We start from the raw sequence: 20,821 nt of genomic DNA, 5'->3' as shown, positions 1-20,821 counted from the left end.
ATGCCGAGCTTACATAGATAACGGTTAATGATATGACTATGAAATCCTAAGAATTCTAAAGCAATCGTGAGATTGTGTTTAGTTTATTGAGGGAGATTAGTTGCATAAGCCATACTCATTTACTGCAAAGCTACCCTTTAAAAAAATTGTGTCATTTACCTATGGGAAACATAACTTAAATCTAAGTACTCCCTTAAAACTAATGAAGAGTGATTGTATGTCTTGTCTTGTGTTACTGGCATTCTGGAGGATTGGTGTGTTTTATCAAAATATATAGGAGTGTTAAAAATGAACGAAGAACTTCAAAAATTGTTTAATAATTTAATTCAAGTTGAGCATGTTTCGTCAACACTATATCTTGCAATGTCAGCGTATTTGGGTAGATTGAATTATACGGGCATGGCAAACTGGTTACGTTTACAATCAGAAGAAGAAAGAACTCATATGCTTACATTGATTGATTATGTTGTTAATAAAGACGGGACTGTAACACTCGCTAGTATCCCTGCCCAACCGAGTGACTTCGGAACACCATTGGAAACTTTTCAAAGAGTATTATCACATGAACAAATGGTTACTAACTCTTATCGTCAAGCCTTTAATTATGTAAGTCAAGTTGACCCACAAGCATCCGTTATTATACAGGACTTTCTTAGGGAGCAAATAGACGAAGAAGCACAGAGTCTAACAATCGTTAATCGTCTGAACTTGGCTGGTAATAATCCGTCTGCCCTTTTATTGTTGGACCAAGAATTAGGACAAAGGAAAAACGGTGCAGTTGCAGGTACACCTGCTGCTGGTTAGACAAGGGGTTTTCTTCTGTGTCATTGCCACTAGTGCATACTTTAATTTAATAAATCTGTGAAGGGGTTAAAAAAATGTACTATCCTCCTTGTATGTATCCATACCAATATCAAAATCCATATTATGTTAATGTACCAATGTATAACTATGTAAGACAGCCCGATTATTGGAATACTAATGATGCTAACCATTTGGGTTTTGTACAATCATTAAATAGAAGAAATAACATTGAGGTAAAAGATTATGGACCGAAACCATATGTAGTTAATATCAATGAGGCTACGAAACAAAACAATACCTATCGAACAGCTTTATGGACAGGAAATCATTTGCAAGTTACATTGATGAGTCTTAAAGTTGGTGAAGATATCGGTTTAGAAATTCACCCTAACGTTGACCAATTTTTACGCATCGAACAAGGTCAAGGGTTTGTTCAAATGGGAAAGAGTAAGGATAACTTAAACTTTGTAAGTAATGTTTATGATGATTCTGCCATCATGATACCTGCAGGAACGTGGCATAATGTAACTAATACAGGTAATATCCCGTTAAAACTTTACTCAATTTATGCTCCTCCCAACCATCCGTTTGGTACTATTCATGTAACAAAAGCAGATGCAGTGGCCTCGGAAAAAGGTTACGGTCATGGCAATAGAAATACAGTTATTTCTGGCAAGACTCCAGATGAATGGATACAGCACACGGAATTTTTGGTTAAAGAAGGTTTAGAGGATGTTAAAAGAGGAATAAATGCCACACATATTCTTCAAGAATTTATTCTGATGGGAGTTCTTGTAGGGAAAGGATATTCTCCTGAAATAGCATATGAAACAGTAGAAGAATGGGAACGTACAGGAGAATCCAAACTTCTTCAGCAAAGCAAAAATATGTAGAAATAGATTGAAAACTATCATGCTGCAAGCAGAGGACAGTTCCCTTAGCACTTTAAAAGACCACGGGTAGAATCAGAATTATCATGGTGAACCAATCACAAATAGAAATTGTTATTAATAATGAATGGATCGAAAAGTTAATATGAAATATACTATGTTGAGGACAGGGGAAACCTGTCTTTTTCTAATATAACGAGAAAGCGGTTAATACAATGTGAAATAAATAATTAATTAAAATCAAGGATATGATATGACTAACAATTTCAAAACATTGGATGATGCTAGGATTGCATATTTAAATGATAAGAGAACACCTGAAGAATTTCTTCCTTTATTAAGAAGTATTCGATGGTGGATAATGAAAGAAAGTCCATTGAAAAACAATCTAAGAAAATCGAAAGAAAACTTGCAACTGTATAAAGGCCCCATCTCATTAGAGAGGGGCTTTTCTCCTTTAAGAAGATAAAATCAATTAATAGGTTTAACCTTTTTAACTAACTTCGTACTATCATTCTCTTCGTTAAATATGGTGAAGAGGCTTATTCTTTTTCTTGCTCCACGTGAACAATCTGTGACGTACCAATGACTTGGCCAGAAGAATTCAATGCTTTTACCTGAAAATAGGGCCCAACCGAATTTACATCAATATCTGTCTCAAATCCGGTTCGAGAGGTGCTCATTACTAACTCTGACAATTTGTTAGGTTTTGGACCAGCTAGTACCTGCCAAGCTTCAGTTTCAGTTGAACCGTTCCATGATGCATAAACAATTGCTGCATTTTCACGTAATGGATTTACAGTAATACTGGGTGGAGAAAGTGGTAAGCCTACCCATTTATTCTTAAACGCCCTATAAGAAAGGTTTTGATTAGGAAACTGCATATCAAATAACAAATTCAATGAAGGATCTTTTTCAGTATTACCAGCATTTCTAAATTCAGAAAGATACGGTTCCTGTCCCCATCCAACGAATTGATTTCCATTCGATAGTTTTTGAACATTTCCTTGACTTGGAACATATAGAGTTGGGTCATGATAATAAGTTCGATTTACATTTGCAGTCATGTTATGGAAATCGAGCTGAAGTATTAAACCACGAGCTGGACCCTCAGGTGGAGAGCTTGAAGAAGCACAACATGCATCATCAAATATACTTATCCGAGTTCCAGGCCTAAAACGTGCATCATGTTGCCAAGAAAATGTTGCGTTTGGACCAAAAGTAAAATCACTTTTTTTGCCACCAAGCTGCCAGAGAATCTTTCCTGTTTTCTTATTAACCAAATAAATGGCCCACATGTTACGCATGCTAATTAGAAGTGTATTGTTTGGTCCCTCTTCAACTGAATTTACGTGGAAACAATCCCAAATATTATTAGAGCTGGTTGCAGATGACACGGGTAACATCGAGTCGGCCGGATCAACATGAGCAAGCACATTCCAAAAGAAAAGAAGCTTACCTGTCGTGAGATCGACTTCTTGAATGGAGTAATTATCAAAATATCCGTCCGCTGGACCTCCATAAGCTGTTAGATCTGCCGGCACTTGTTTTACAGCCGTAAACAAAGCAGTATTTCGCTTTGTGATAGTAAATTCGTGAACATCAGCAGTGAACCCTTTTTGTGCCTTGAGTTTCTTAATCACTTTATAATTCTGATTAATGATTTGATAAAAAGCACCAGGTTCTGGATCCCCTGCCGGAAGATTAGGATCTGCAGACTGAGTTCCGGATATCGTTCCTTGCCACATGGTAAGAACTGGTTTCCCTTTGTAGGATTGTACTCTAAAGTCCGTATTTTGTGTAAATCTACTATTGAGCGGTCTAAACCAGACTGGGTTACCAGCCTGATCCATGATCAGTGCACCTGTTTGCCCAATCAAAGGTGTACCGAACACAGTATATGGTGCAACGAATATTAAGCCGGGAACAGTTCCTGGTTTATTGACATTTATAGTAACCTTCATGGGATGCAAGTCGGGGGCCGAAACAAAATTCCACACTTGTGAGCTTGAATTGTTAGTGGATGTCTTCTCACCGCATATTCCTATAAACGGAACACATAATCCCGTATCGGGACAAAAGCTCGGGTTTTCGGTACATAATGATTTGGTAAAATCAGGGTTCTTTTGGCTGAGGTTTTTAAAATAGCAGACAATCTCATGATTGCGAACAGGTAAACTGTTCAGCTGGAAAGAGACAGGATACTGCTTGTGTACATGCCGATAGTATAATCCGTTCTTTGTAAACGGAGGTGGATACGCTTGAGCCGGTAAAGTAGGAATAATGTCATGAACATTGAAAATACGAATACTTTTCTTTACCGTTTGGTTGAATTGGGAAGCAAAGTAAGGGTCTCCAACACGCGGACTGCCATACGTATACACGAAAGGATTTTTAAACCTGGTGTTTACCGCAAAATCAAAACCAGCTAATACGGCTAAAGCTCCTCCTAAACTGTGGCCAGCGACAAATAGTCTTATCGATCTGGAAGAAAGCTTGTTTAAAGCTTTGATCAAGTCGTTTCTTACCGATTGATAAATACAGGTAAATCCGCGATGGGTTTTTCCTGTATTTCTGACAAACGGATATGGTACTTGATACAAGTCTTGGTCCGACTCATTGTCCTTAAATGTTCGGGTTCCTCTAAAAACTACAATGATTTTATCTTGTGACTCGGCAATAAAACCAAATACTTCCGATTCCGGCTCCTCGACACCGGCAAGAGCTCGTATGGTATATCGGAGGCTATATCCTTTTGGCAAGACAAGTGGTTTCTTTTCAAAGAGTTGGTATGACTGATAGATCATGGCCGAAAGCAATATCGCATCTTCACTATTATAAATAACATCTATGCCTGAGCTATTCATATGGGACTCCTTTCTTATATTCTAGGCTTCAGACGCTTGCATGTTCCTCGAAACGGCACACACATTTCTGTATCGGGACAAAAACCCGGATTTTCATCGCATAACTCTTTGGAAAAATCAGGATTCATTTTGCTGAGGTATTTAAAATAGCAGCCAATCTCATCATTACGAGGCGTATTATTTAACTGAAAAGAGATTGGATACTTTGTTTTTACATGTTGATAATATAATCCTTCCTCCGTAAAAGGAGGTGGGTACTCTTTATCCGGGAAAGTAGGAAAAGAGTCATGAATATTTACAATTCGTATACTGTTTTTTACCACTTGATTGAATCGACAGCAATGAGCTATCAGACATATCCATTCTTTTTAGAAGGGAAGCTTATCTTACCAAAAGGCTTTAAACTTCGATATACCATTCGTGCATTTGCTGACGTAGAGAATCCTACGGAATTAGTATTCGGTTTTATTGCCGAGTCAAAAAATCAAATCATTATAGCGTTTAGAGGATATGCTGCATATCCTGCAGATCTTTTAGCATCCTATGACATATTTCAAGTACCCTATCCTTTTGATAGAAATGGGGGGAAAACCTCACGTGGATTTACATGTCTTTATCAATCAACAAGAAATAATTTAATCAGACAATTAAACAAACTATCTCCATCAAAAAAGCTGTTTATGGTGATATTAACAGGGGTGTTGGTAAAGAACCGGGAAAGTTACCTATCCTGCCCCTTTAGTACCATCAGCAAAAACCTTTTATGAAAAAATTGGAAAAGAATTGATGGATCAACTAAAGGACTAATAAAAATTCTCTTATGGAAACATACTCTTTGTGTAATGAGCCTTTTGCTAAAGGAATAAAATATTCAGGGTGGGTAAAAACCTTTTCTGAAGTTAATTAAGGTTGTCCATAAACTCAGCATCAAAGTATAGATCATTCATAGGTTTGTTCACAATGCCATTGAAATAAGCAAACTGTCCTTTATTCATGAGAGAATTGGGCAACGACTTTACGTTTATTGTTTTTAATATTTTGTTTTAAGAAAGAAGTAGTTGTTTTAATGGCCGGACACTTCCTGGACTCTTTCACAGGGGGCTTGCCGGTCATTTCATCTTTCACAAGTTGAATAATGATGGCATTGGCTGTTTGCATCATATCCTTTTTTCTCTTCATATTTACCTGGCGGATCATGCCGAGGTCTTCAAGTTTTTTCATTAAACGTTGAACTGTTTAATAGGATACGTCAAGCTTATTGGCAATTGTATTCTTGCACATGTAGCTCACACCGATTTGCTTGCAGCTGTGACGCTTCAAAAGTTCCAACAATATAATAAGTCTTGATTGTACATCTGTACGCTTAATATCCGTACGAATGGTGTCTCTGTATACTCGTACCGTTTTATTTAATTCTTCTATATCTGTGAAGGAGGATAGGTTGTTATATGCTTCTTCATTTGCGATTACATCAATACGTTTCTTCAATAATAGCGTCTCCTTTAGGAAACAAAAAAGCAACGATTCACCAATGGTTAGCAAACCGTTGCGAAGAAACCCATAATGTATTAAACTACATCTAAAGGTACAGCAAGTGTTTGCCTATTCAGAGTAGGCGGACGGTTTAAGAAGTGCTACCAACACGACTTAAACACGCTGTGCTTTTTTATTTTGTTTATTATAAAGATGAATAATACACTAAAATACTGCCCGAAAATCACCCGATAAATGCCCGATAATGCTTGAGTAATTATGAGTTATTATGATAAATGAATTTTAGTGAATGCTTATAAATAGGCGTTTTTGTGAAAGTTTGACACTATATTAAAGGTAAGAGCATGTTCCGTACACAAGTTCACCCATGGGAACGCGAACAATATATGTCAATGTATTAATAGCTTTAAAGCCTTGGTGTTACTGAGTTTCTCAGTTGCCAAGGCTTTTTTTGTTTTTATAAAAGGGAACTGGCTGGCTGACCACATTTCAAATATTCAACTAGGCATAATGTGGATGGCATTCCTGGACCTAAAACTAAGTCAGCTCTTATCAAAGCCTTACAAATAGACCTTAATAAGCAATATAATAAAAAATTAGGTGTGGATGGTAAATGGGAAACTAAAATAAAAGCGGCCATGTCACTGTTCAAAAGGGTGCAAAAGGCAATCTCACTTGGATTCTGCAGGCAGCACTTTACACGGAAGGATATAACCCTGGATCACTCGATTCTATCTTTGGAAAAGGTACTGAAACTACATTAGCTAAGTTCCAGAAAGCGCATGATATTTCAATTGATAGGAAGGCGGGGAAAGCTACTTTCACTGAATTGTTTGCGGATAAAGCAAATTTTAACTTTTCATCTAAAGATATAAATAGATTTCTGGACGATTCTTTTCTTTAAATAAATTCTGACATTTCATAATGCCTTTTTACAGTAGAAATTTACTTAATTTTAGAGAAGTTGGAGGAAATTGTATTATAGTAATACATCCATTGTCCCAATGCCCAAGCATTAGCTACAACAGCAATAGGACCTGCAACGTTTTTAATGACTGTCTTAAGGGTTTGTAAAGAAATTATTTTGCCTGCAGTTAAACCACCACCTGTGAAAGCAGCGATTAACCAACCAGCTAAAGTTCCATTTTCTACACCTCTTATAGAATCAATCGCTCTTGCATGAGTATCAAATGTTTTAGAACTAAGTTTAGCTATTTTAGTGCCGGATTTCGCATAGGTTGCAGTACCTTTGTTTGTAGAATAGTTCTTTTTATAGCTCATGTTTAAAACAGAAACTAATGATTTGTTACTTGCTGTAGAAGTAAAGGGTACTAAAACTGGGCCTGTATTCTCAATATTAGGCTCAGGCATTTTTTCATTTTTATAGATTTCTTGATCAGTTATTTTTTCATCTTTAATAATTGTTTCAAAATCTTGTAATAATTTATTTGTCTCTTCGTTATAAGATTTTGTATGGATAACTTTAGATCCATCATCCATAACCTCCGTTATTTCAATATACCGGATTTGGTTGCCATCGATTGATAAAATATAATCGAACCTCTCATCGGTTTCTTTAATTATTGTTAAAGATTCATCTAATACAGGTATTTCAGAATTGGCTGAATTTTTACTTGGTAGGGCGACTAATACTGTACCAAGTAATAATATAAAACTCATGAAAAATGCAGTTCCTTTTTTAAAATTCATCGCCTTCATTCCTTCCTTTTAAATATATGTACATGTACATATATAAACCTACCATAAAAAAAGGAAAATAGGAATAAATATTCAGAATATTACTACTTTTTACTATTATCATGATACTATTTACTTATATATGAATAAATAGAAAAACATAAAATCACGATGAAAGCTAAAAAAAGTATTATGCCTATAAGAAAATTAACAGTTAAATAAATTGCCGAGATATTTAAAAGCGCAATTAAAATAAATATATTTATCTTATCTTTAATTTTTAAGAAACATATAAAAATTAAAGATAAAATGAATAAGGAACTTGCTAAATAAAATATTGAATCATATTCTAAGTTATCGCTATACGTTAATAAAACAATCCAGTATAAAACTATAAGTGTTACTATACTAATTATTTTTTTCATAGATTCACCCTCCTTTTTATATGTAAACATATCAAGGTTAAAATATCATATATTATCCTAAAATGTTAGTTTTTGTGGTTATTTAATTAGTAATAAGTCCCACATCAAAATATAACTTGTTCAATAACTTCCTCACAATTCCCAATTCCATTGAAGTATGCAAATGGCACTTGATCATATTTACTACGCTCTTCACCTTCATGTCAAATTTCTTAAACGCGTGACTTCAACATAAACTGCCCTGTGTAGTAGTCGCTTTATTGGTTTTGTGGTTTTGCGCTTTTATCACCCATTTTGCTAAAACTATTACAGACTAGGTATAAAAAGTCTGTTTTTTTATACTGTAGTAGATGATGAAGTATGCTCTTTATAACGTGTGATTTTTAAAACACATAAGCGGTCTTTGAGACAGCCGTAATACTGACCTTTATCATATGCTATTGATTAGAGGGAAGTGAACTTTTTTTGTTAATGAGTAGGCAAAGGGAGTTGGTGGAGCTCAATGGGAACAGAGAATTTTGATTTTAGCTTATCTCTTGTTTTTCCAATATAAGTTATTGGATGGGTAATTAAGAGCTCGTTGGAAATCTTACTAACTATCTTGCTGACACTCATGATTATTGATAAGTCCCTGGATATTTATCGTAAGATTTAAGATAGGAGGTCGCAATGTATACATTTAATTCAAGAGAAGAACTTGCTGAATTTGTTCAGAATGAAATTATTAACACCACAGAAGCCTTAGATATTTTACAATGCTCTAGACAAAACCTAAACAACTTAGTCAAAAGAGAAGTTATCACTCCAATTAAGGATTTGCCTCGGGATCGGTTATTTTTTAAAGAGGATATTGTAAAGCGTAAAAAGTATATGGGTGAAAAAAGGGAAGCATCATCATAAAAGATGGTGCTTTTTCTTGTGGAGAAGGAAGGTTATCAACTTGAAGTTAGCTGACCATATTTCTAAATCAGACATCCAGAAGTTTAGAGACAGCCATCCGAGTAAACCTGATTCCAAGCCAAAGAAAAAATGAAGAAATATACCAGTTGGTGGATCTGTGAGGCGGAAATAAAAAAGCACCAATAAGGTGCAGGTGCTCAGTTATATATCTTTTTAAAGTAATGAACATTCATTATTTTTAATAGCAATTCCGATTATCGTAAACATAATTATATCAATTAGATTAGTTTCATCCATAGAATGATAAGGAGCGAAAAGTTCAATATATGTATAACCGATGATAAATAAAGGTATTGACCATAAGAAGCTACGTAAAAATAATGGAATCGTTAAGCTAAAGAAGGGTAAGAAAAAATCTAAATCTTTTCTACTTCTCTTTTTATAAATAACGATTAACAGAAAGATTGCAATTACATCGATCATTGAAGTCAAAATAAAATCAATAACATCATATCCATTCATAGTTGAAGGGTTATAAACTACAGGGTATGCAAGTACTGAAAGAGTAAATATTACCCAGAAGAATATACGGTATCTTTTCTTTTGTTTGTTGGTTATTGTTCCTTCCTGTAAAGCTATGACGAGTTTGTTAATATTCCAGATATACATTGTTGTCTCCTTATGTAGTTCAGTATCAGACTAATTATAGGTTAGGATTTACTGAAAAGCTATCTTTATTAAGATAGTAGGAAAGGTCTAGGGTCTCACAATAACAAATACAAGCCTGATAAGCTAAGAAGTTCTATAAGTAAATGAAACGGTTTACGAGCGAATGACTAGGAGCTCTTGCTTAGCTTGGCAGAGTACAAGACAGATGAGCAGCAGAAGAAGGTTTTAGGTCACGTGTATGGAACGAGATAAGACATGTTCAACTAAGCTCATTCACGACTAACAGTTTTATTTGTTGAACATTAAGACTATTTAGTTTACTTAGTTTAATAGGTAATATATACTAGAAAAAAACATTAGGAGTTGACTTTATGCTTAATCGGATCCGAAATAAATTGATTCCCACACAAGAAACGGCAGAAGAAGTAGATAATATCTACGCTATTTTACCCCCGCCAGGAACCATTATTGATGAGGCAACTGATGATGAAATGGAAAAGGCAGCCGAGCTTGAAATTAGACATATGGCTTTCATGAGGTTGCAGGATATGAATATACAATTTGACGGTGTATCTTATAAAGAACTATTAAAAGAGTTTCAAGACTTTGAAGCCGATTCGTGTAATTTTTGGAGAGGTGTAGCTAGACGTATATCTGTTCCGTATGAATGGCCAATAAGAATTGATCATGCAAACGGTCCTATTTATGTTGGTGGTCACGATTTATATGATGGAGAGAATGAAGAGAAAGAAGAGAGTGATATTTACGCTTAACACATAGTCGGAAAGGTTCATATATGAGTTGGTAAGGTATTATTAATAGATTTAGAGCGTTAGCCAAAAGGGTTAACGCTCTTTGTGTTTACAAAATAGCTAGTAATATTATATTGTTAAAATATTTAATGAATAGTGATGTTGATAAAAAAACTAGTCATATAAGTATTTCAAGCGCTCTACGACGAGGGTTTTTCTTATTTTTAACTTCAAAAAAAGATAAAAATCTTTTACGATTTATATTTTACTTCATTCACTCTTTTTCCCCTTAGTTGTAGTTGCGGGAATTTTAAATGGAGTGATAATTGCAGTATTTACACATTACCTTTTGTCCAAGGTAAAACCTATAAACATTACTAATAGAAAGACCAATATTCCAAGAACAAAGTGGATGAAAGGTTGGTTAGCTATGGAAGAGTATATAGTCTTGGTCCACTAACAGCTGCTTTAGCTGAAGGTCGGGGCTGACTTTATGCAGCTCTTTCTTTATTTAACTATAGGTTCAGGTTAGCACAACCTGAACCCAAAATATTATTGAAGCGTATTTAGATTTTGTGCCCTTAAAAAGCTTACAACTAGCTCTCCAATTTGTCTGCCTAAACTTAAACCTTCCTTATTATCCACATTAAAATGTACGCCAGCGTACAAACGAGATTGAGCACTTTCTTCCATTATTTTTATTAATTCTGAAGACTCTTGAGGGAAGAAATAACTTAATACTGTCTCTGCACAGCCTGCCACTGTTGCGTGTGCAGAAGGGTAAGCTGGAAAACGAGGGGTAAACAACACAGTAGACAGATTTCTGCCATATTGATTTGGACGTGCAACATCCCAATGATATTTTAAAAACCACGTGATAACAAAGGTATCATTCATAGCCGCGTGGAAATAACTCTGAACCCTTGCAACACTCGGTGATCCCAGCATATACTTTTCAGCTAAACTGAAAATTAGAGTGGTAATTTTCGCCGTTAATTCACCTGTTCCCCAATATTGTGCGATACGTATTTGCTGGGAAGTCAATGACTTTAATGTCTCTTCTACAATGAATAACTCTGTTTCCCAATCAATATCAAGTGGATTTTTAACTCGCCAAATGATTCGTTGATGAAAGGGGTCCAGGAAATCATTGTCTCTTCCCCTTGAAATAAAAAACATTGGCCAATTTCCAGCCTCTGGAGAACCTTTAGGTGGGAGACTTTCCCCTGGGTAAGGAAACTCTGTCCATCTTCTATAACTTGTTCTCATAAAGACCACCCCCTAATAAATGTTCTCCTTGTTCCATATGATTAAGAGTAATGAAGTATGACCATTTAACTTTTTGCTTCCTTATCAGAGGAGAAAGAGTTATACACTTAGATTAAGATGTGTTTTACTTCAATTCCCTGGATGCTGAGGGAGCCTTTGCAACTATCGGGGTAGTTAGTTGAAGAAGGAATTTATATTTAGTTCCAGAATATACATATTTAAGGGTTGTGAAGGTAGGAGCTTAAATGGATAAGGGCAGTATTTTCGCTCTGCTCGGCTCCAAATAGGGGGCAAGACAACGGTTGTCAAAGAAGATTACTTACGTAAAAATGGTGACTTTGAATTTGATAAAACCGAGAATAAACGTCCGATAAACCTATGTCTCTATCAAAAGAGATTTTGTAAAACAATAGGGCTGATAAAAAGGTAAAGAGAGGGAACCCAAATGAAAAAAGATAAGCAACAACGCCTCCTCCGAAGCAGGACTGTGTGAAGTGCTGACACGGCATGTCGAGTCCGGGAAAATCCCTGGACTAGTCGCCCTGGTCAGCCGGTACGGTGAGACGCATGTCGAAGCGATAGGTACGATGCGCCATGACGGTGGTGCGCCGATGCGCCGGGACACGATCTTCCGGATTGCCTCGACGTCCAAGCCGGTCACGATGGCGGCGGCGATGGTCTTGCTCGACGAGTGCAGGCTGAGGCTGGATGACCCAGTGGAGCAGTGGCTGCCCGAACTCGCCGACCGGCGGGTGCTGAAGCGGGTCGACGGCCCGCTGGACGATACCGCGCCGGCACGGCGGCCGATCACCGTACGGGACCTGCTGACCTCCACGTTCGGGCTCGGCATGGATATAACGTTGCTGGGCACTCCGATTATGGGAGCGATCTTCGAGCAGGGGCTCACGCCCGATCTACCGGAGCCGATGCCCGAGCCGGATGAATGGATGCGCCGCCTGGGCACACTCCCGCTGATGCACCAGCCCGGAGAGCGCTGGAAGTATCACATCAGCAACGATCTACTCGGCGTGCTCGTCGCCAGGGTCACGGGCAAGTCGTTAGAGACGTTTCTGCGCGAACGCATCTTCGAACCCCTGGGCATGAAGGACACCGGTTTCCACGTGCCCGCCGACAAGATTGACCGGCTGCCCCCCCTCTACGCCCCTGACCCGCAGACAGGGGAGTTCATCGTGTGGGACGAGGCAAAGGGGGGACGCCACAGCCAGCCTCCGGCGTTCCAGGGCGGCGGAGGCGGACTTTCATCCACCGTCGACGACTACCACGCCTACTTCCAGATGCTGCTGAATCATGGGATGCATGGGACAGAACGGATTCTGTCCCGGCCCGCTGTTCAGCTGATGACCACCAACCGCCTCACGCCCGAGCAACAAGCTGCGCGAAACGCCATGGCCAGCAACAACGTCCATGTGTCATTCGGCCAAGGGCAACACGGCGGGTGGGGCTTCGGGATGGCAGTGCGCACTTACCGTGGTGACTACGCTTCCATCGGCCAGTTCGGCTGGGACGGTGGAGCCGGCACAACGACATACGCCGACCCGGACAAACAGCTCGCCGGAATCCTGCTCACCCAGGTCGGGATGTCCACCCCGGATTCAGCGAGACTTATCCACGACTTCTGGACCATGGTCTACCAGGCAATCGAAGACTGACAACGAGCCCGCCAGGTACGCCCTCTCTCAACCCAAAACACCCAACGGTCAGCTCCCTTGCGGCCGATTGGAAGCAAAAGTTGCCTTTGGTACTTAGCCTAGCAAGATTGTAAATATTGTTCTTAACAATAGGGTGCGTTAGTTCCATAGGATGTACTTAAGAAGACCACTTTTAAGTGGTCTTCCTTTTGTTTCCCTAGCCCGAACTTATTTGGTGAAGGAATTCTGATGGGGAGAATTTGTGATAGTGAGCTCGTTATAAGAACAGCAGCTACAGTATCACTGGAAATTTCCAACTTTTTCATAACCGGTTCCGCGATTTTTTAATGCTTATGAAAACAAAAAGAAGAGGCAAATATATAACAATGAAGCATACGTTGAACGGATTGATTATTTTATTTAATATATATAAGGAATCGATATCATAAAAAAATATATTCACAAGTAGTATGATTATGGACATTCCCCATAAGGGATACTTTTGCTGGACATTGAATAAGCGCTTGACCCCCCTGCTGGCAGCCCACAAAGGAATGACCATATTGGGTATGATAACGATGGTCCACCAAGAAACAGTTATGTATTCGAACCGTTGAATAAAGGGCAACTCAATAATACTGGTCAATGTTAGTGTTGGCCATAGAGTAAGGGTCAATTGTTTCTGTGAATAAAAGATTATCGATACAAAATAAAGTAATAAGCTCAATAACGTAGTGAGCACAACTCCTCCGTGAGCATACTTTTGCGATGTTTCAGCACTTTTGATGAACGGATAATACATAAGTATCATTTCAAATCCAAGCATGGATAATGAAAAACTTTTAGTTCCTTTCATTATTTCGACTAAATTATGATGGAAAATAGGAAGAAAACCGGTGAAATCAGAGTATTTAAAACCATAAAAAGGTACAAATAAAAGCCAGTATGAAACTATTACAGTTAAGAAGGCAATACCCGTAATGGTTCGGAATCCTCCTGTATTTATATAATAAATCAAAATAAGGAAAACCAAAGCAAATGCCCATGAAGGTACCTCTTCAAACATCCAAACATGAATGACATTTATATAGCCGATTATGATCGTCATTCCAAGGACAAAAAAGTAAAGAATAAATAAAAGACTGAAGAAATTACCAATCCATTTACCGAATGCATGATTATTAGTGGAGATTATATCACCAGGAACAATCCTAAATATCTTATAGATTAACCAAATTAATATATGAACAATCAATCCAGCTAGGAGTATGGATAACCAGCCATCGGTTCCCGTCGCTTTAGCCAAATCTCTTTGAAAACTCAATACGCCTAATCCAGTTTGCATGGAATGCACTAAAAAAAACACATAAAATGGCGATACCTTATATTTTTCATTAACACCAGCTTGATTCATGTAGGACCCTCATTTGTATCACTCATATATTTTAATAATCTGGCTTTTATAAGTGAAATCTATTCAAAAAGATCGATTAAATTATGGATGGAATTTTAGTATGGATCCTTGTCGGTATGTTGAGAGTTTCAGTTACATTTAATGAAACGATTTGCGTGAGGCATTAGACAAGGAACGGACACATGTGGACGGCAAGGGTCTGGCTTACAATAAGGAATGTGTTTAAGCGTAAGCGGACAAAAAAGGGAAATAGAGAACCGGGATGCCCTTTTCCTAAGGATAGTTGGAAAGTCTTATCCTGGAACAACAGCGGGGTATAATAGATGAGTGATAAAAAGAAATATTAAGCAATAGTGATCTTAATACTTTTCCGGACACGGCTAATAAAAAGGTTGACGATGAACGTTTAGAGAACTATTGTCCTTTGATAATAAGATGACAAACTGTTTGTTAATTTCTTGATGAATGGAAAAAATATATAGAAGGGAACAAAAACTAATGAAATACGAATGGAGAAAACAAGAGAAGAATTTATATATTCCAAAACAAAAACCTGAACTTGTATCAATTCCAGAACAGAAATTTTTTTTGATAAAGGGAAAAGGAAATCCAAATGAACACGAATTCTCTGAAAAGATAGGTGTTCTATATTCATTGGCTTATGCGGTCAGAATGATGCCGAAGCAAGGATACACTCCAGCTGGATATTTTGAATATACCGTATATCCATTAGAAGGAATTTGGGATTTAACGGAAGAAGGTAAGAAACTAGATGCATTAAATAAAGATGAATTATTATATACGATCATGATTAGACAACCAGATTTTGTAACAAAGGAAATAGTGAACAGAGCATTTGAACATGTAGAAAAAAAGAAACCACATCCATTTCTAAATGATGTAAGATTCGGTACATTTCAAGATGGTTTATCTGTCCAAATGCTTCATGTTGGTCCATATGATGATGAATCTCAAAGTTTTAAAGTAATGAATGAATTCATAAAAAATAATAATCTGGAAAAAACGTCATTACAACATAGAGAAATATATCTTTCAGATTTTAGGAAAGTTGAACCTTCAAAATTAAAAACAGTTTTGAGATATAAGGTTAAGCCGATACAATAGCATAAATTCTTAGCTGTTAACATTCATTCATTATTTAATGTAGCAAAGATTGAAGGAGTTTACATAGAGTAAAAGGTGCATTATTACCATAGGATGCAATTAAGTAGTCCTTTAAAAAATGAAGGTAACCTGTCCATAATCTGGTGTGATGGTATGGCTCATAGTTTATGAGGGTGTAAAAGAGGAACTAACACCACCCTTATTTTACCTATTGAAAAACATTAGCATCTATTATTTTGGGTGCTTTTTTTTGCAGGGAATTGGTCCCTTTTGTCAAATTAGTTAAACAAAGGGGATGAGAAAATGAATGATGATGAGAAAATCAGTATTTTATTGTCCAATATGACAAACGAATTAGTGTCGAGTAGAGTAAGGGTTAGAGCTATAGTGGAATTGCTGGAAGAAAAAGGTCTAATAACCCGTGAAGAGTACGAAAACAGGTTTAAAAAAGTTTTTGAACGAGATGCAATTTCGTATAGAAATGATTTACTGAAAGAAGTCAAAATTGATGAATAAAAGGAGGAGGCATCCAATAATTTGGGTGCTTTTTTATGACGTTGAGAACGATGAACCATGATAAGAAAAGAAAACGGTTAAGAAGCCAGTGAAACTAAGTCGTGGAATCTGGAAGACCTAATGAATATGAAAGCTTTTAATATAAGGATTTTACAATACGAGATTTAAGCCTAATGTGAAAAAAGAAAGAGCGTTAATCCTTATTTGATCAACACACCTGTTAGTGCAGTAGCATTCATGTTATTTTTTTAGATTTGATTTCATTAATAATGAAATCTGTTGCTCATCCGTATTCGAAATTCGTTTCAGTTGATCAACGATTAACTTTTGTCTTTACAATGGATGATTTTGACTTAACTTAGCTTTCCCTTCTATTTTGTTGATTTTTATTTTGAATCCATATTCATGACTGTCGGTCTCTTTCATCTATTGGAATTCGGTTGTTCTAAATGCAGTTAGCTTTTCCCTGATACAGCTACTTTTTTTGTTACGGGAGCATTTTTGCCTAATATGACAGAAAAGACAACAATCACTGCTGTTATAAGAGTGAAAGATGTGATGGATTCATCTAGAAATACTGTTGCAAATAGAATCATCAAAAATGGTTGTAAGTATTGAATCTGACTAACCCTTGCTATTCCGCCCATAGCCATTCCGCTATACCAAGCAACATATGCTAGAAATTGACTAACCACTGCGAGATAAATTAAGCTAACCCAAGCTTGGATAGGGGCATGGAGCATTTCAGTTGTAAGGTTTAGTCCAACTGGAATAATGAAAAATGGAGCACCGATCATTATTGCCCAAGCAATCACTTGCCAGCTGCCTAATTCTTTCGCTAATTTCCCCCCTTCTGCGTAACTAAGTCCTAGTATGATCACAGCTGCCAGTAAAGCTAAATCAGCTAATTGCAATTGGCCGAATCCGAGATGAAGTGCATACATAATGACAGCTAAAGAGCCGATTATACTTGAAACCCAGAATTTGATTGAAGGGATTTCACCTGCTCTAAACATAGCAAATCCAGCTGTTGCTAACGGTAACAGTGCTACTTCCACAGCTCCATGAGAAACAGGCAAGGATTCCATTGCCCAAGAAGTGAGGAGAGGAAATCCTAAAACTGCACCAACAGCAACAATAAGTAGACTTTTGAATTGACTTGGAGAAGGCAGTTTTTCCTTTCGAACGATCAATACCACCGCTACTAAAATAGCAGCAACAACCGTTCTTCCTAAACCGACGACCGTAGTCCCAAAATACTCTACAGCAATACTTGTAGCGGGGAGCGTTAAGCTAAAACAAATGACGCCTACTAATCCCAACAATAATCCTAATTTCTCCCTGGTTACTCCCTGCATCTTACCCAACCCCAATCTTTATATTTTGTATCACATCTGTACCATTGTTTATTTATCATAAAAAACAGTTTTGCTATAATTAACATACTATGAGTACATACAATAAAAATAAACCCATTTTTTACCCATCTGACCTGGTACAGTTTAAGGAGGATTAAGTGATGAACTCAAAATATATTAAGATAATGGAAGAAATTAAGCTTCGACTAGCAGGTGGTTCGCTAAATGCAGGCAGTAAACTTCCTTCTGTTCGTCAGTTATCTGAGTATTTTTCATGTAGCAAGAATACGGTCATTAAAGCATACGACGAACTTGAAAAAGAGCATTTAATTTATTCTGTTCCTAAAAGCGGCTACTATGTTGTGAATGATTATCAAAAAGAGGCGGAAGAAAATGGGGTGATTGATTTTTTGTCTGCCGGTCCAGATAAAAATGTTATGCCCTATGTAGAATTTCAACATTGTATGAATCAAGCAATTGACCATTATAAAGAAGAGCTTTTTACATACTCTGATCAACAAGGGCTTTACCCACTGCGAGTACAGTTGGTTAAATATTTGCAAAATTTACAGGTTTTCACCCAACCAGAAAGATTAGTCGTTGTCTCTGGCTCGCAGCAAGCCCTCCATTTATTAGTTTCTATGCCATTTCCAAATGGGAAAAACAATATTCTAATTGAACAGCCTACTTATTTTGGATTCATCGAGTCCATCAATCTGCATCAAGCCACCACCTTTGGGATTGAATTATCGATGGATGGGATAGATCTTGATCGACTGGAATACATTTTTCGAAATAATGATATAAAATTTTTCTATATTATCCCGAGATTTCACAATCCACTTGGACATAGTTACACGAATGGCGAAAAGAAAAAAATCGTTGAGTTAGCTGAAAAATACGATGTATACATAGTGGAGGATGATATTTTAGGAGACCTTGATCCAAATCCAAAATCCGATCCTTTATTTTCTTTTGATCCTTCTGGGAGAGTGATTTATATTAAAAGCCTTTCGAAAATTTTTCTCCCAGGGTTAAGGATTGGGACTGTCGTTCTTCCTGCATTAATGATGAACAACTTTTTACGGTATAAATTCAGTTCGGATTTTAATAGTTCAGCACTTTCTCAAGGTGCGCTAGAAATCTATTTAAAAAGCGGTATGTTTAATAGTCATCTGAAAAAAGTAAAAGAGGTATACCGAACTAAAATGCAAATCCTTCAAGATGCATGTGAATTATTGCTGCCGGCTAATACTTCTTTTTCTAAACCGAATTCCGGATTCTATCTTTCCATCAGTTTGCCCGAGCATGTGAAAGCAAAACAGGTGGTTCATATGCTAAACGAGCAGCATATATATGTTGATGATGCCTCCAGAATGTTTTTAGCAGAATATAAAAAGGAAAATCTCGTTCGTTTATGCATCTCTCAAGTGAACGAGAGTCAAATTAAACTAGGGGTAGAGCGATTGGCTCACTGTATTGCTTTACTTGACAGTAGAAAAAAACATAGTACTCCCAATAACTTTTTACTCATTTAGAAAGTGTCGGGTTTTTCCGGTCACAACCTAAATAATCTTAACTTGTCGCACACTTAATTCCTTCCTATAAAGTTATTAAAAAAGAACTGCTTGTTTATAAAGGTAGGTTCTGATATGATTGTTTGATAAATTTTTTAAGGGGTTAAGAGAGGGTGAGTCAATTGACTAAAAACCTTAGGCAATTGAAAAATGTTTCGGTGTTCCAAACGCTTCTAACTTAGAAAAATAATTTAGAAGCGAGGAATAATTATATGAAAAATCAAAGAATCTTTAATAAATCATTTCTTTTTTTATTTATAAGCAACTTTTTAGTTTTTATTGGGTTTGAAATGATGCTTCCTATTTTGCCTGCCTATTTGTTAAGCATGAATGCATCTTCCATTCAAGTTGGTCTAGTAACATCATTATTTACGATAGGTGCTGTTTTAATCAGGCCTTTTGTAGGTTACTATTTAATGGATAGCCAGAGGAAAAGTCTGGCCATTTGTGCAAGTGCAGCTTTAATGGTCATTACAATTCTATATCCGTTTCTTAATATGATATGGCTTCTTCTATTGTTAAGGCTTTTCCATGGTGCAGCTTGGGGGGTATCAACCACAGCTAACAGTACAATGGTAGTGGATTTTATTCCTAAGACACGCTTAGGAGAAGGAATAGGGTATTTTTCTATATCCACAACGGTCGGGGCTATCGTTGCACCGAGTATAGGTATCCTTATCTATGACTCTTTTTCCTTCGATATATTGATATGGTCATCAGCAGTATTGAGCTTATTGGCAGTAATTGCGCTTCAATTTGTCTATTCACCTACTATTGTAAAGCGTGAGAAGAAGCCATTTCGCTTTTGGGATATGATTTTTGAAAAAGATGTATGGTTCCAAGCGTTACTTACGGTTATTACAACACTAGGTTTTGGGGCTATCATCACATTTTTGGTTCTTTTTGGGAAGCAAAGGGAAGTAGATCATATTTTTCTATTCTTCCTTATCAATGCAACTGTCTCAACTTTACTACGTCCGTTTACCGGAAAATGGTATGACAAAAAAGGACCTTGGTCTATTATCATTATGGCAGCTATGTTAGGATTCTTTTCACTTGTTATCCTGTCATATATGACAAATGAATCTCAACTTATCATTGCGGCGATTTTATTTGGGGCAGGTTATGGCACCGTTATGCCATGTTTACAAACATGGACTGTTCAAAAGGTATGTGAAGAAAAAAGAGGAGCAGCCAACGCAACCTTTTTTTCCAGTTTTGACGTTGGTGTTGGAGTTAGCGCGTTTGTATTAGGTATTTTAGCAGAATGGATCAGTTTAGAGATGATCTTCAGGATTGTTAGTCTAAGTTTTATTGTTGTTGCTGTGTTGGTCTATAAGGATTATTTAAATGAAAAGAAAAGGCATATCTAAAAAAAACCACCTCTATTAATAGAGGTGGATTTGTTAGCTGG

At 37.0% G+C, this 20,821-nt stretch carries 16 protein-coding genes and 6 pseudogenes; 12 read left to right on the top strand and 10 right to left on the bottom strand.

Features of this window, described 5'->3' with window-relative positions; genetic code table 11:
- Window positions 1-288 precede the first annotated feature (288 nt).
- Window positions 289-804: a ferritin gene (locus ACZ9AO_RS24710; protein ID WP_251542617.1), complete on the top strand. Its 516-nt coding sequence runs from the start codon at window positions 289-291 to the stop codon at window positions 802-804.
- 74 nt (window positions 805-878) lie between these two features.
- On the top strand, window positions 879-1,697 hold the full coding sequence (locus ACZ9AO_RS24705) for a cupin domain-containing protein (protein ID WP_476110977.1): 819 nt from the start codon (window positions 879-881) through the stop codon (window positions 1,695-1,697).
- A 539-nt stretch (window positions 1,698-2,236) separates the two neighbouring features.
- On the opposite strand, the pseudogene ACZ9AO_RS24700 reads toward ACZ9AO_RS24705, so the two are convergent.
- The 3 pseudogenes from ACZ9AO_RS24700 to ACZ9AO_RS24690 all read right to left on the bottom strand — a co-directional run.
- Window positions 2,237-3,586: pseudogene (locus tag ACZ9AO_RS24700) on the bottom strand (arylsulfotransferase family protein); the annotation flags it as partial.
- Window positions 3,587-3,730: 144 nt separating this feature from the next.
- Window positions 3,731-4,561 (bottom strand): annotated as a pseudogene (locus tag ACZ9AO_RS24695) (lipase family protein); the annotation flags it as partial.
- Window positions 4,562-4,575: 14 nt separating this feature from the next.
- Window positions 4,576-4,896, bottom strand: a pseudogene (locus tag ACZ9AO_RS24690) (lipase family protein); the annotation flags it as partial.
- Between ACZ9AO_RS24690 and ACZ9AO_RS24685 the strand changes: the two are divergent.
- Window positions 4,849-5,328 carry a hypothetical protein gene (locus ACZ9AO_RS24685; RefSeq protein ID WP_476110975.1) on the top strand — a complete coding sequence of 160 codons (480 nt, stop codon included), beginning with the start codon at window positions 4,849-4,851 and terminating at the stop codon, window positions 5,326-5,328. The pseudogene ACZ9AO_RS24690 and the gene ACZ9AO_RS24685 overlap by 48 nt on opposite strands.
- Before the next feature lie 250 nt (window positions 5,329-5,578).
- Here ACZ9AO_RS24685 and ACZ9AO_RS24680 read toward each other — a convergent pair.
- Window positions 5,579-6,049: pseudogene (locus ACZ9AO_RS24680) on the bottom strand (helix-turn-helix domain-containing protein); the annotation flags it as partial.
- Between the two features lie 329 nt (window positions 6,050-6,378).
- On the opposite strand from ACZ9AO_RS24680, the pseudogene ACZ9AO_RS24675 reads away from it, so the two are divergent.
- Both ACZ9AO_RS24675 and ACZ9AO_RS24670 read left to right on the top strand, forming a co-directional pair.
- Window positions 6,379-6,456, top strand: a pseudogene (locus ACZ9AO_RS24675) (hypothetical protein); the annotation flags it as partial.
- Window positions 6,457-6,734: 278 nt separating this feature from the next.
- On the top strand, window positions 6,735-6,959 hold the full coding sequence (locus ACZ9AO_RS24670; protein WP_476110981.1) for a peptidoglycan-binding domain-containing protein: 225 nt from the start codon (window positions 6,735-6,737) through the stop codon (window positions 6,957-6,959).
- Window positions 6,960-7,000: 41 nt separating this feature from the next.
- Here the strand turns inward: ACZ9AO_RS24670 and ACZ9AO_RS24665 are convergent, their stop codons facing one another.
- Entirely contained in the window at window positions 7,001-7,765 is a 765-nt protein-coding gene (locus tag ACZ9AO_RS24665) for a hypothetical protein (protein WP_476110973.1), read from the bottom strand.
- Between the two features lie 1,082 nt (window positions 7,766-8,847).
- Between ACZ9AO_RS24665 and ACZ9AO_RS24660 the strand changes: the two genes are divergently transcribed.
- Complete coding sequence (locus ACZ9AO_RS24660; RefSeq protein WP_476110971.1) at window positions 8,848-9,078, top strand: DNA-binding protein; 231 nt, start codon at window positions 8,848-8,850, stop codon at window positions 9,076-9,078.
- A 213-nt stretch (window positions 9,079-9,291) separates the two neighbouring features.
- Here the strand turns inward: ACZ9AO_RS24660 and ACZ9AO_RS24655 are convergent, their stop codons facing one another.
- Complete coding sequence (locus tag ACZ9AO_RS24655; RefSeq protein ID WP_476110969.1) at window positions 9,292-9,747, bottom strand: hypothetical protein; 456 nt, start codon at window positions 9,745-9,747, stop codon at window positions 9,292-9,294.
- A gap of 371 nt (window positions 9,748-10,118) precedes the next feature.
- Here ACZ9AO_RS24655 and ACZ9AO_RS24650 point away from each other — a divergent pair, with 371 nt between their 5' ends.
- Window positions 10,119-10,520, top strand: coding sequence for a hypothetical protein (locus tag ACZ9AO_RS24650; protein WP_133353071.1), 402 nt, complete (start codon window positions 10,119-10,121; stop codon window positions 10,518-10,520).
- A 531-nt stretch (window positions 10,521-11,051) separates the two neighbouring features.
- On the opposite strand, the gene ACZ9AO_RS24645 is transcribed toward ACZ9AO_RS24650, so the two are convergent.
- On the bottom strand, window positions 11,052-11,768 hold the full coding sequence (locus tag ACZ9AO_RS24645; protein WP_476110967.1) for a vanadium-dependent haloperoxidase: 717 nt from the start codon (window positions 11,766-11,768) through the stop codon (window positions 11,052-11,054).
- Between the two features lie 455 nt (window positions 11,769-12,223).
- On the opposite strand from ACZ9AO_RS24645, the gene ACZ9AO_RS24640 reads away from it, so the two are divergent.
- Window positions 12,224-13,438: a serine hydrolase domain-containing protein gene (locus ACZ9AO_RS24640; protein WP_476110979.1), complete on the top strand. Its 1,215-nt coding sequence runs from the start codon at window positions 12,224-12,226 to the stop codon at window positions 13,436-13,438.
- A gap of 301 nt (window positions 13,439-13,739) precedes the next feature.
- On the opposite strand, the gene ACZ9AO_RS24635 is transcribed toward ACZ9AO_RS24640, so the two are convergent.
- Entirely contained in the window at window positions 13,740-14,831 is a 1,092-nt protein-coding gene (locus tag ACZ9AO_RS24635) for a GerAB/ArcD/ProY family transporter (protein WP_476110965.1), read from the bottom strand.
- A gap of 498 nt (window positions 14,832-15,329) precedes the next feature.
- Here ACZ9AO_RS24635 and ACZ9AO_RS24630 point away from each other — a divergent pair, with 498 nt between their 5' ends.
- Window positions 15,330-15,956 carry a GyrI-like domain-containing protein gene (locus ACZ9AO_RS24630; protein WP_476110963.1) on the top strand — a complete coding sequence of 209 codons (627 nt, stop codon included), beginning with the start codon at window positions 15,330-15,332 and terminating at the stop codon, window positions 15,954-15,956.
- A 303-nt stretch (window positions 15,957-16,259) separates the two neighbouring features.
- Window positions 16,260-16,472, top strand: a complete 213-nt coding sequence (locus tag ACZ9AO_RS24625; protein ID WP_034313316.1) for a hypothetical protein — start codon at window positions 16,260-16,262, stop codon at window positions 16,470-16,472.
- A gap of 240 nt (window positions 16,473-16,712) precedes the next feature.
- Here ACZ9AO_RS24625 and ACZ9AO_RS24620 read toward each other — a convergent pair.
- Both ACZ9AO_RS24620 and ACZ9AO_RS24615 read right to left on the bottom strand, forming a co-directional pair.
- Window positions 16,713-16,871: pseudogene (locus tag ACZ9AO_RS24620) on the bottom strand (FMN-binding negative transcriptional regulator); the annotation flags it as partial.
- A 56-nt stretch (window positions 16,872-16,927) separates the two neighbouring features.
- Window positions 16,928-17,830, bottom strand: coding sequence for a DMT family transporter (locus ACZ9AO_RS24615; protein ID WP_476110960.1), 903 nt, complete (start codon window positions 17,828-17,830; stop codon window positions 16,928-16,930).
- Between the two features lie 161 nt (window positions 17,831-17,991).
- Between ACZ9AO_RS24615 and ACZ9AO_RS24610 the strand changes: the two genes are divergently transcribed.
- The gene (locus ACZ9AO_RS24610; protein ID WP_063596152.1) at window positions 17,992-19,368 is read left to right on the top strand and encodes an aminotransferase-like domain-containing protein; all 1,377 of its coding nucleotides are present in this window, start codon (window positions 17,992-17,994) and stop codon (window positions 19,366-19,368) included.
- 251 nt (window positions 19,369-19,619) lie between these two features.
- The gene (locus tag ACZ9AO_RS24605; RefSeq protein ID WP_476110958.1) at window positions 19,620-20,780 is read left to right on the top strand and encodes an MFS transporter; all 1,161 of its coding nucleotides are present in this window, start codon (window positions 19,620-19,622) and stop codon (window positions 20,778-20,780) included.
- Window positions 20,781-20,821 lie beyond the last annotated feature (41 nt).

This window comes from Peribacillus sp. TE19612 (genome assembly GCF_056279465.1).
The sequence above is the reverse complement of the archived record's forward strand: the minus strand, read 5'-3'. Positions and strand labels throughout refer to the sequence as shown.

Coding starts and splice junctions, on each gene's coding strand:
- ACZ9AO_RS24655 (WP_476110969.1), bottom strand. CDS start 9,747: ATGTATATCTGGAATATTAACAAACTCGTCATAGCTTTACAGGAAGGA.
- ACZ9AO_RS24645 (WP_476110967.1), bottom strand. CDS start 11,768: ATGAGAACAAGTTATAGAAGATGGACAGAGTTTCCTTACCCAGGGGAA.
- ACZ9AO_RS24635 (WP_476110965.1), bottom strand. CDS start 14,831: ATGAATCAAGCTGGTGTTAATGAAAAATATAAGGTATCGCCATTTTAT.
- ACZ9AO_RS24625 (WP_034313316.1), top strand. CDS start 16,260: ATGAATGATGATGAGAAAATCAGTATTTTATTGTCCAATATGACAAAC.
- ACZ9AO_RS24610 (WP_063596152.1), top strand. CDS start 17,992: ATGAACTCAAAATATATTAAGATAATGGAAGAAATTAAGCTTCGACTA.
- ACZ9AO_RS24650 (WP_133353071.1), top strand. CDS start 10,119: ATGCTTAATCGGATCCGAAATAAATTGATTCCCACACAAGAAACGGCA.
- ACZ9AO_RS24605 (WP_476110958.1), top strand. CDS start 19,620: ATGAAAAATCAAAGAATCTTTAATAAATCATTTCTTTTTTTATTTATA.
- ACZ9AO_RS24660 (WP_476110971.1), top strand. CDS start 8,848: ATGTATACATTTAATTCAAGAGAAGAACTTGCTGAATTTGTTCAGAAT.
- ACZ9AO_RS24665 (WP_476110973.1), bottom strand. CDS start 7,765: ATGAATTTTAAAAAAGGAACTGCATTTTTCATGAGTTTTATATTATTA.
- ACZ9AO_RS24685 (WP_476110975.1), top strand. CDS start 4,849: ATGAATATTTACAATTCGTATACTGTTTTTTACCACTTGATTGAATCG.
- ACZ9AO_RS24710 (WP_251542617.1), top strand. CDS start 289: ATGAACGAAGAACTTCAAAAATTGTTTAATAATTTAATTCAAGTTGAG.
- ACZ9AO_RS24615 (WP_476110960.1), bottom strand. CDS start 17,830: ATGCAGGGAGTAACCAGGGAGAAATTAGGATTATTGTTGGGATTAGTA.
- ACZ9AO_RS24630 (WP_476110963.1), top strand. CDS start 15,330: ATGAAATACGAATGGAGAAAACAAGAGAAGAATTTATATATTCCAAAA.
- ACZ9AO_RS24705 (WP_476110977.1), top strand. CDS start 879: ATGTACTATCCTCCTTGTATGTATCCATACCAATATCAAAATCCATAT.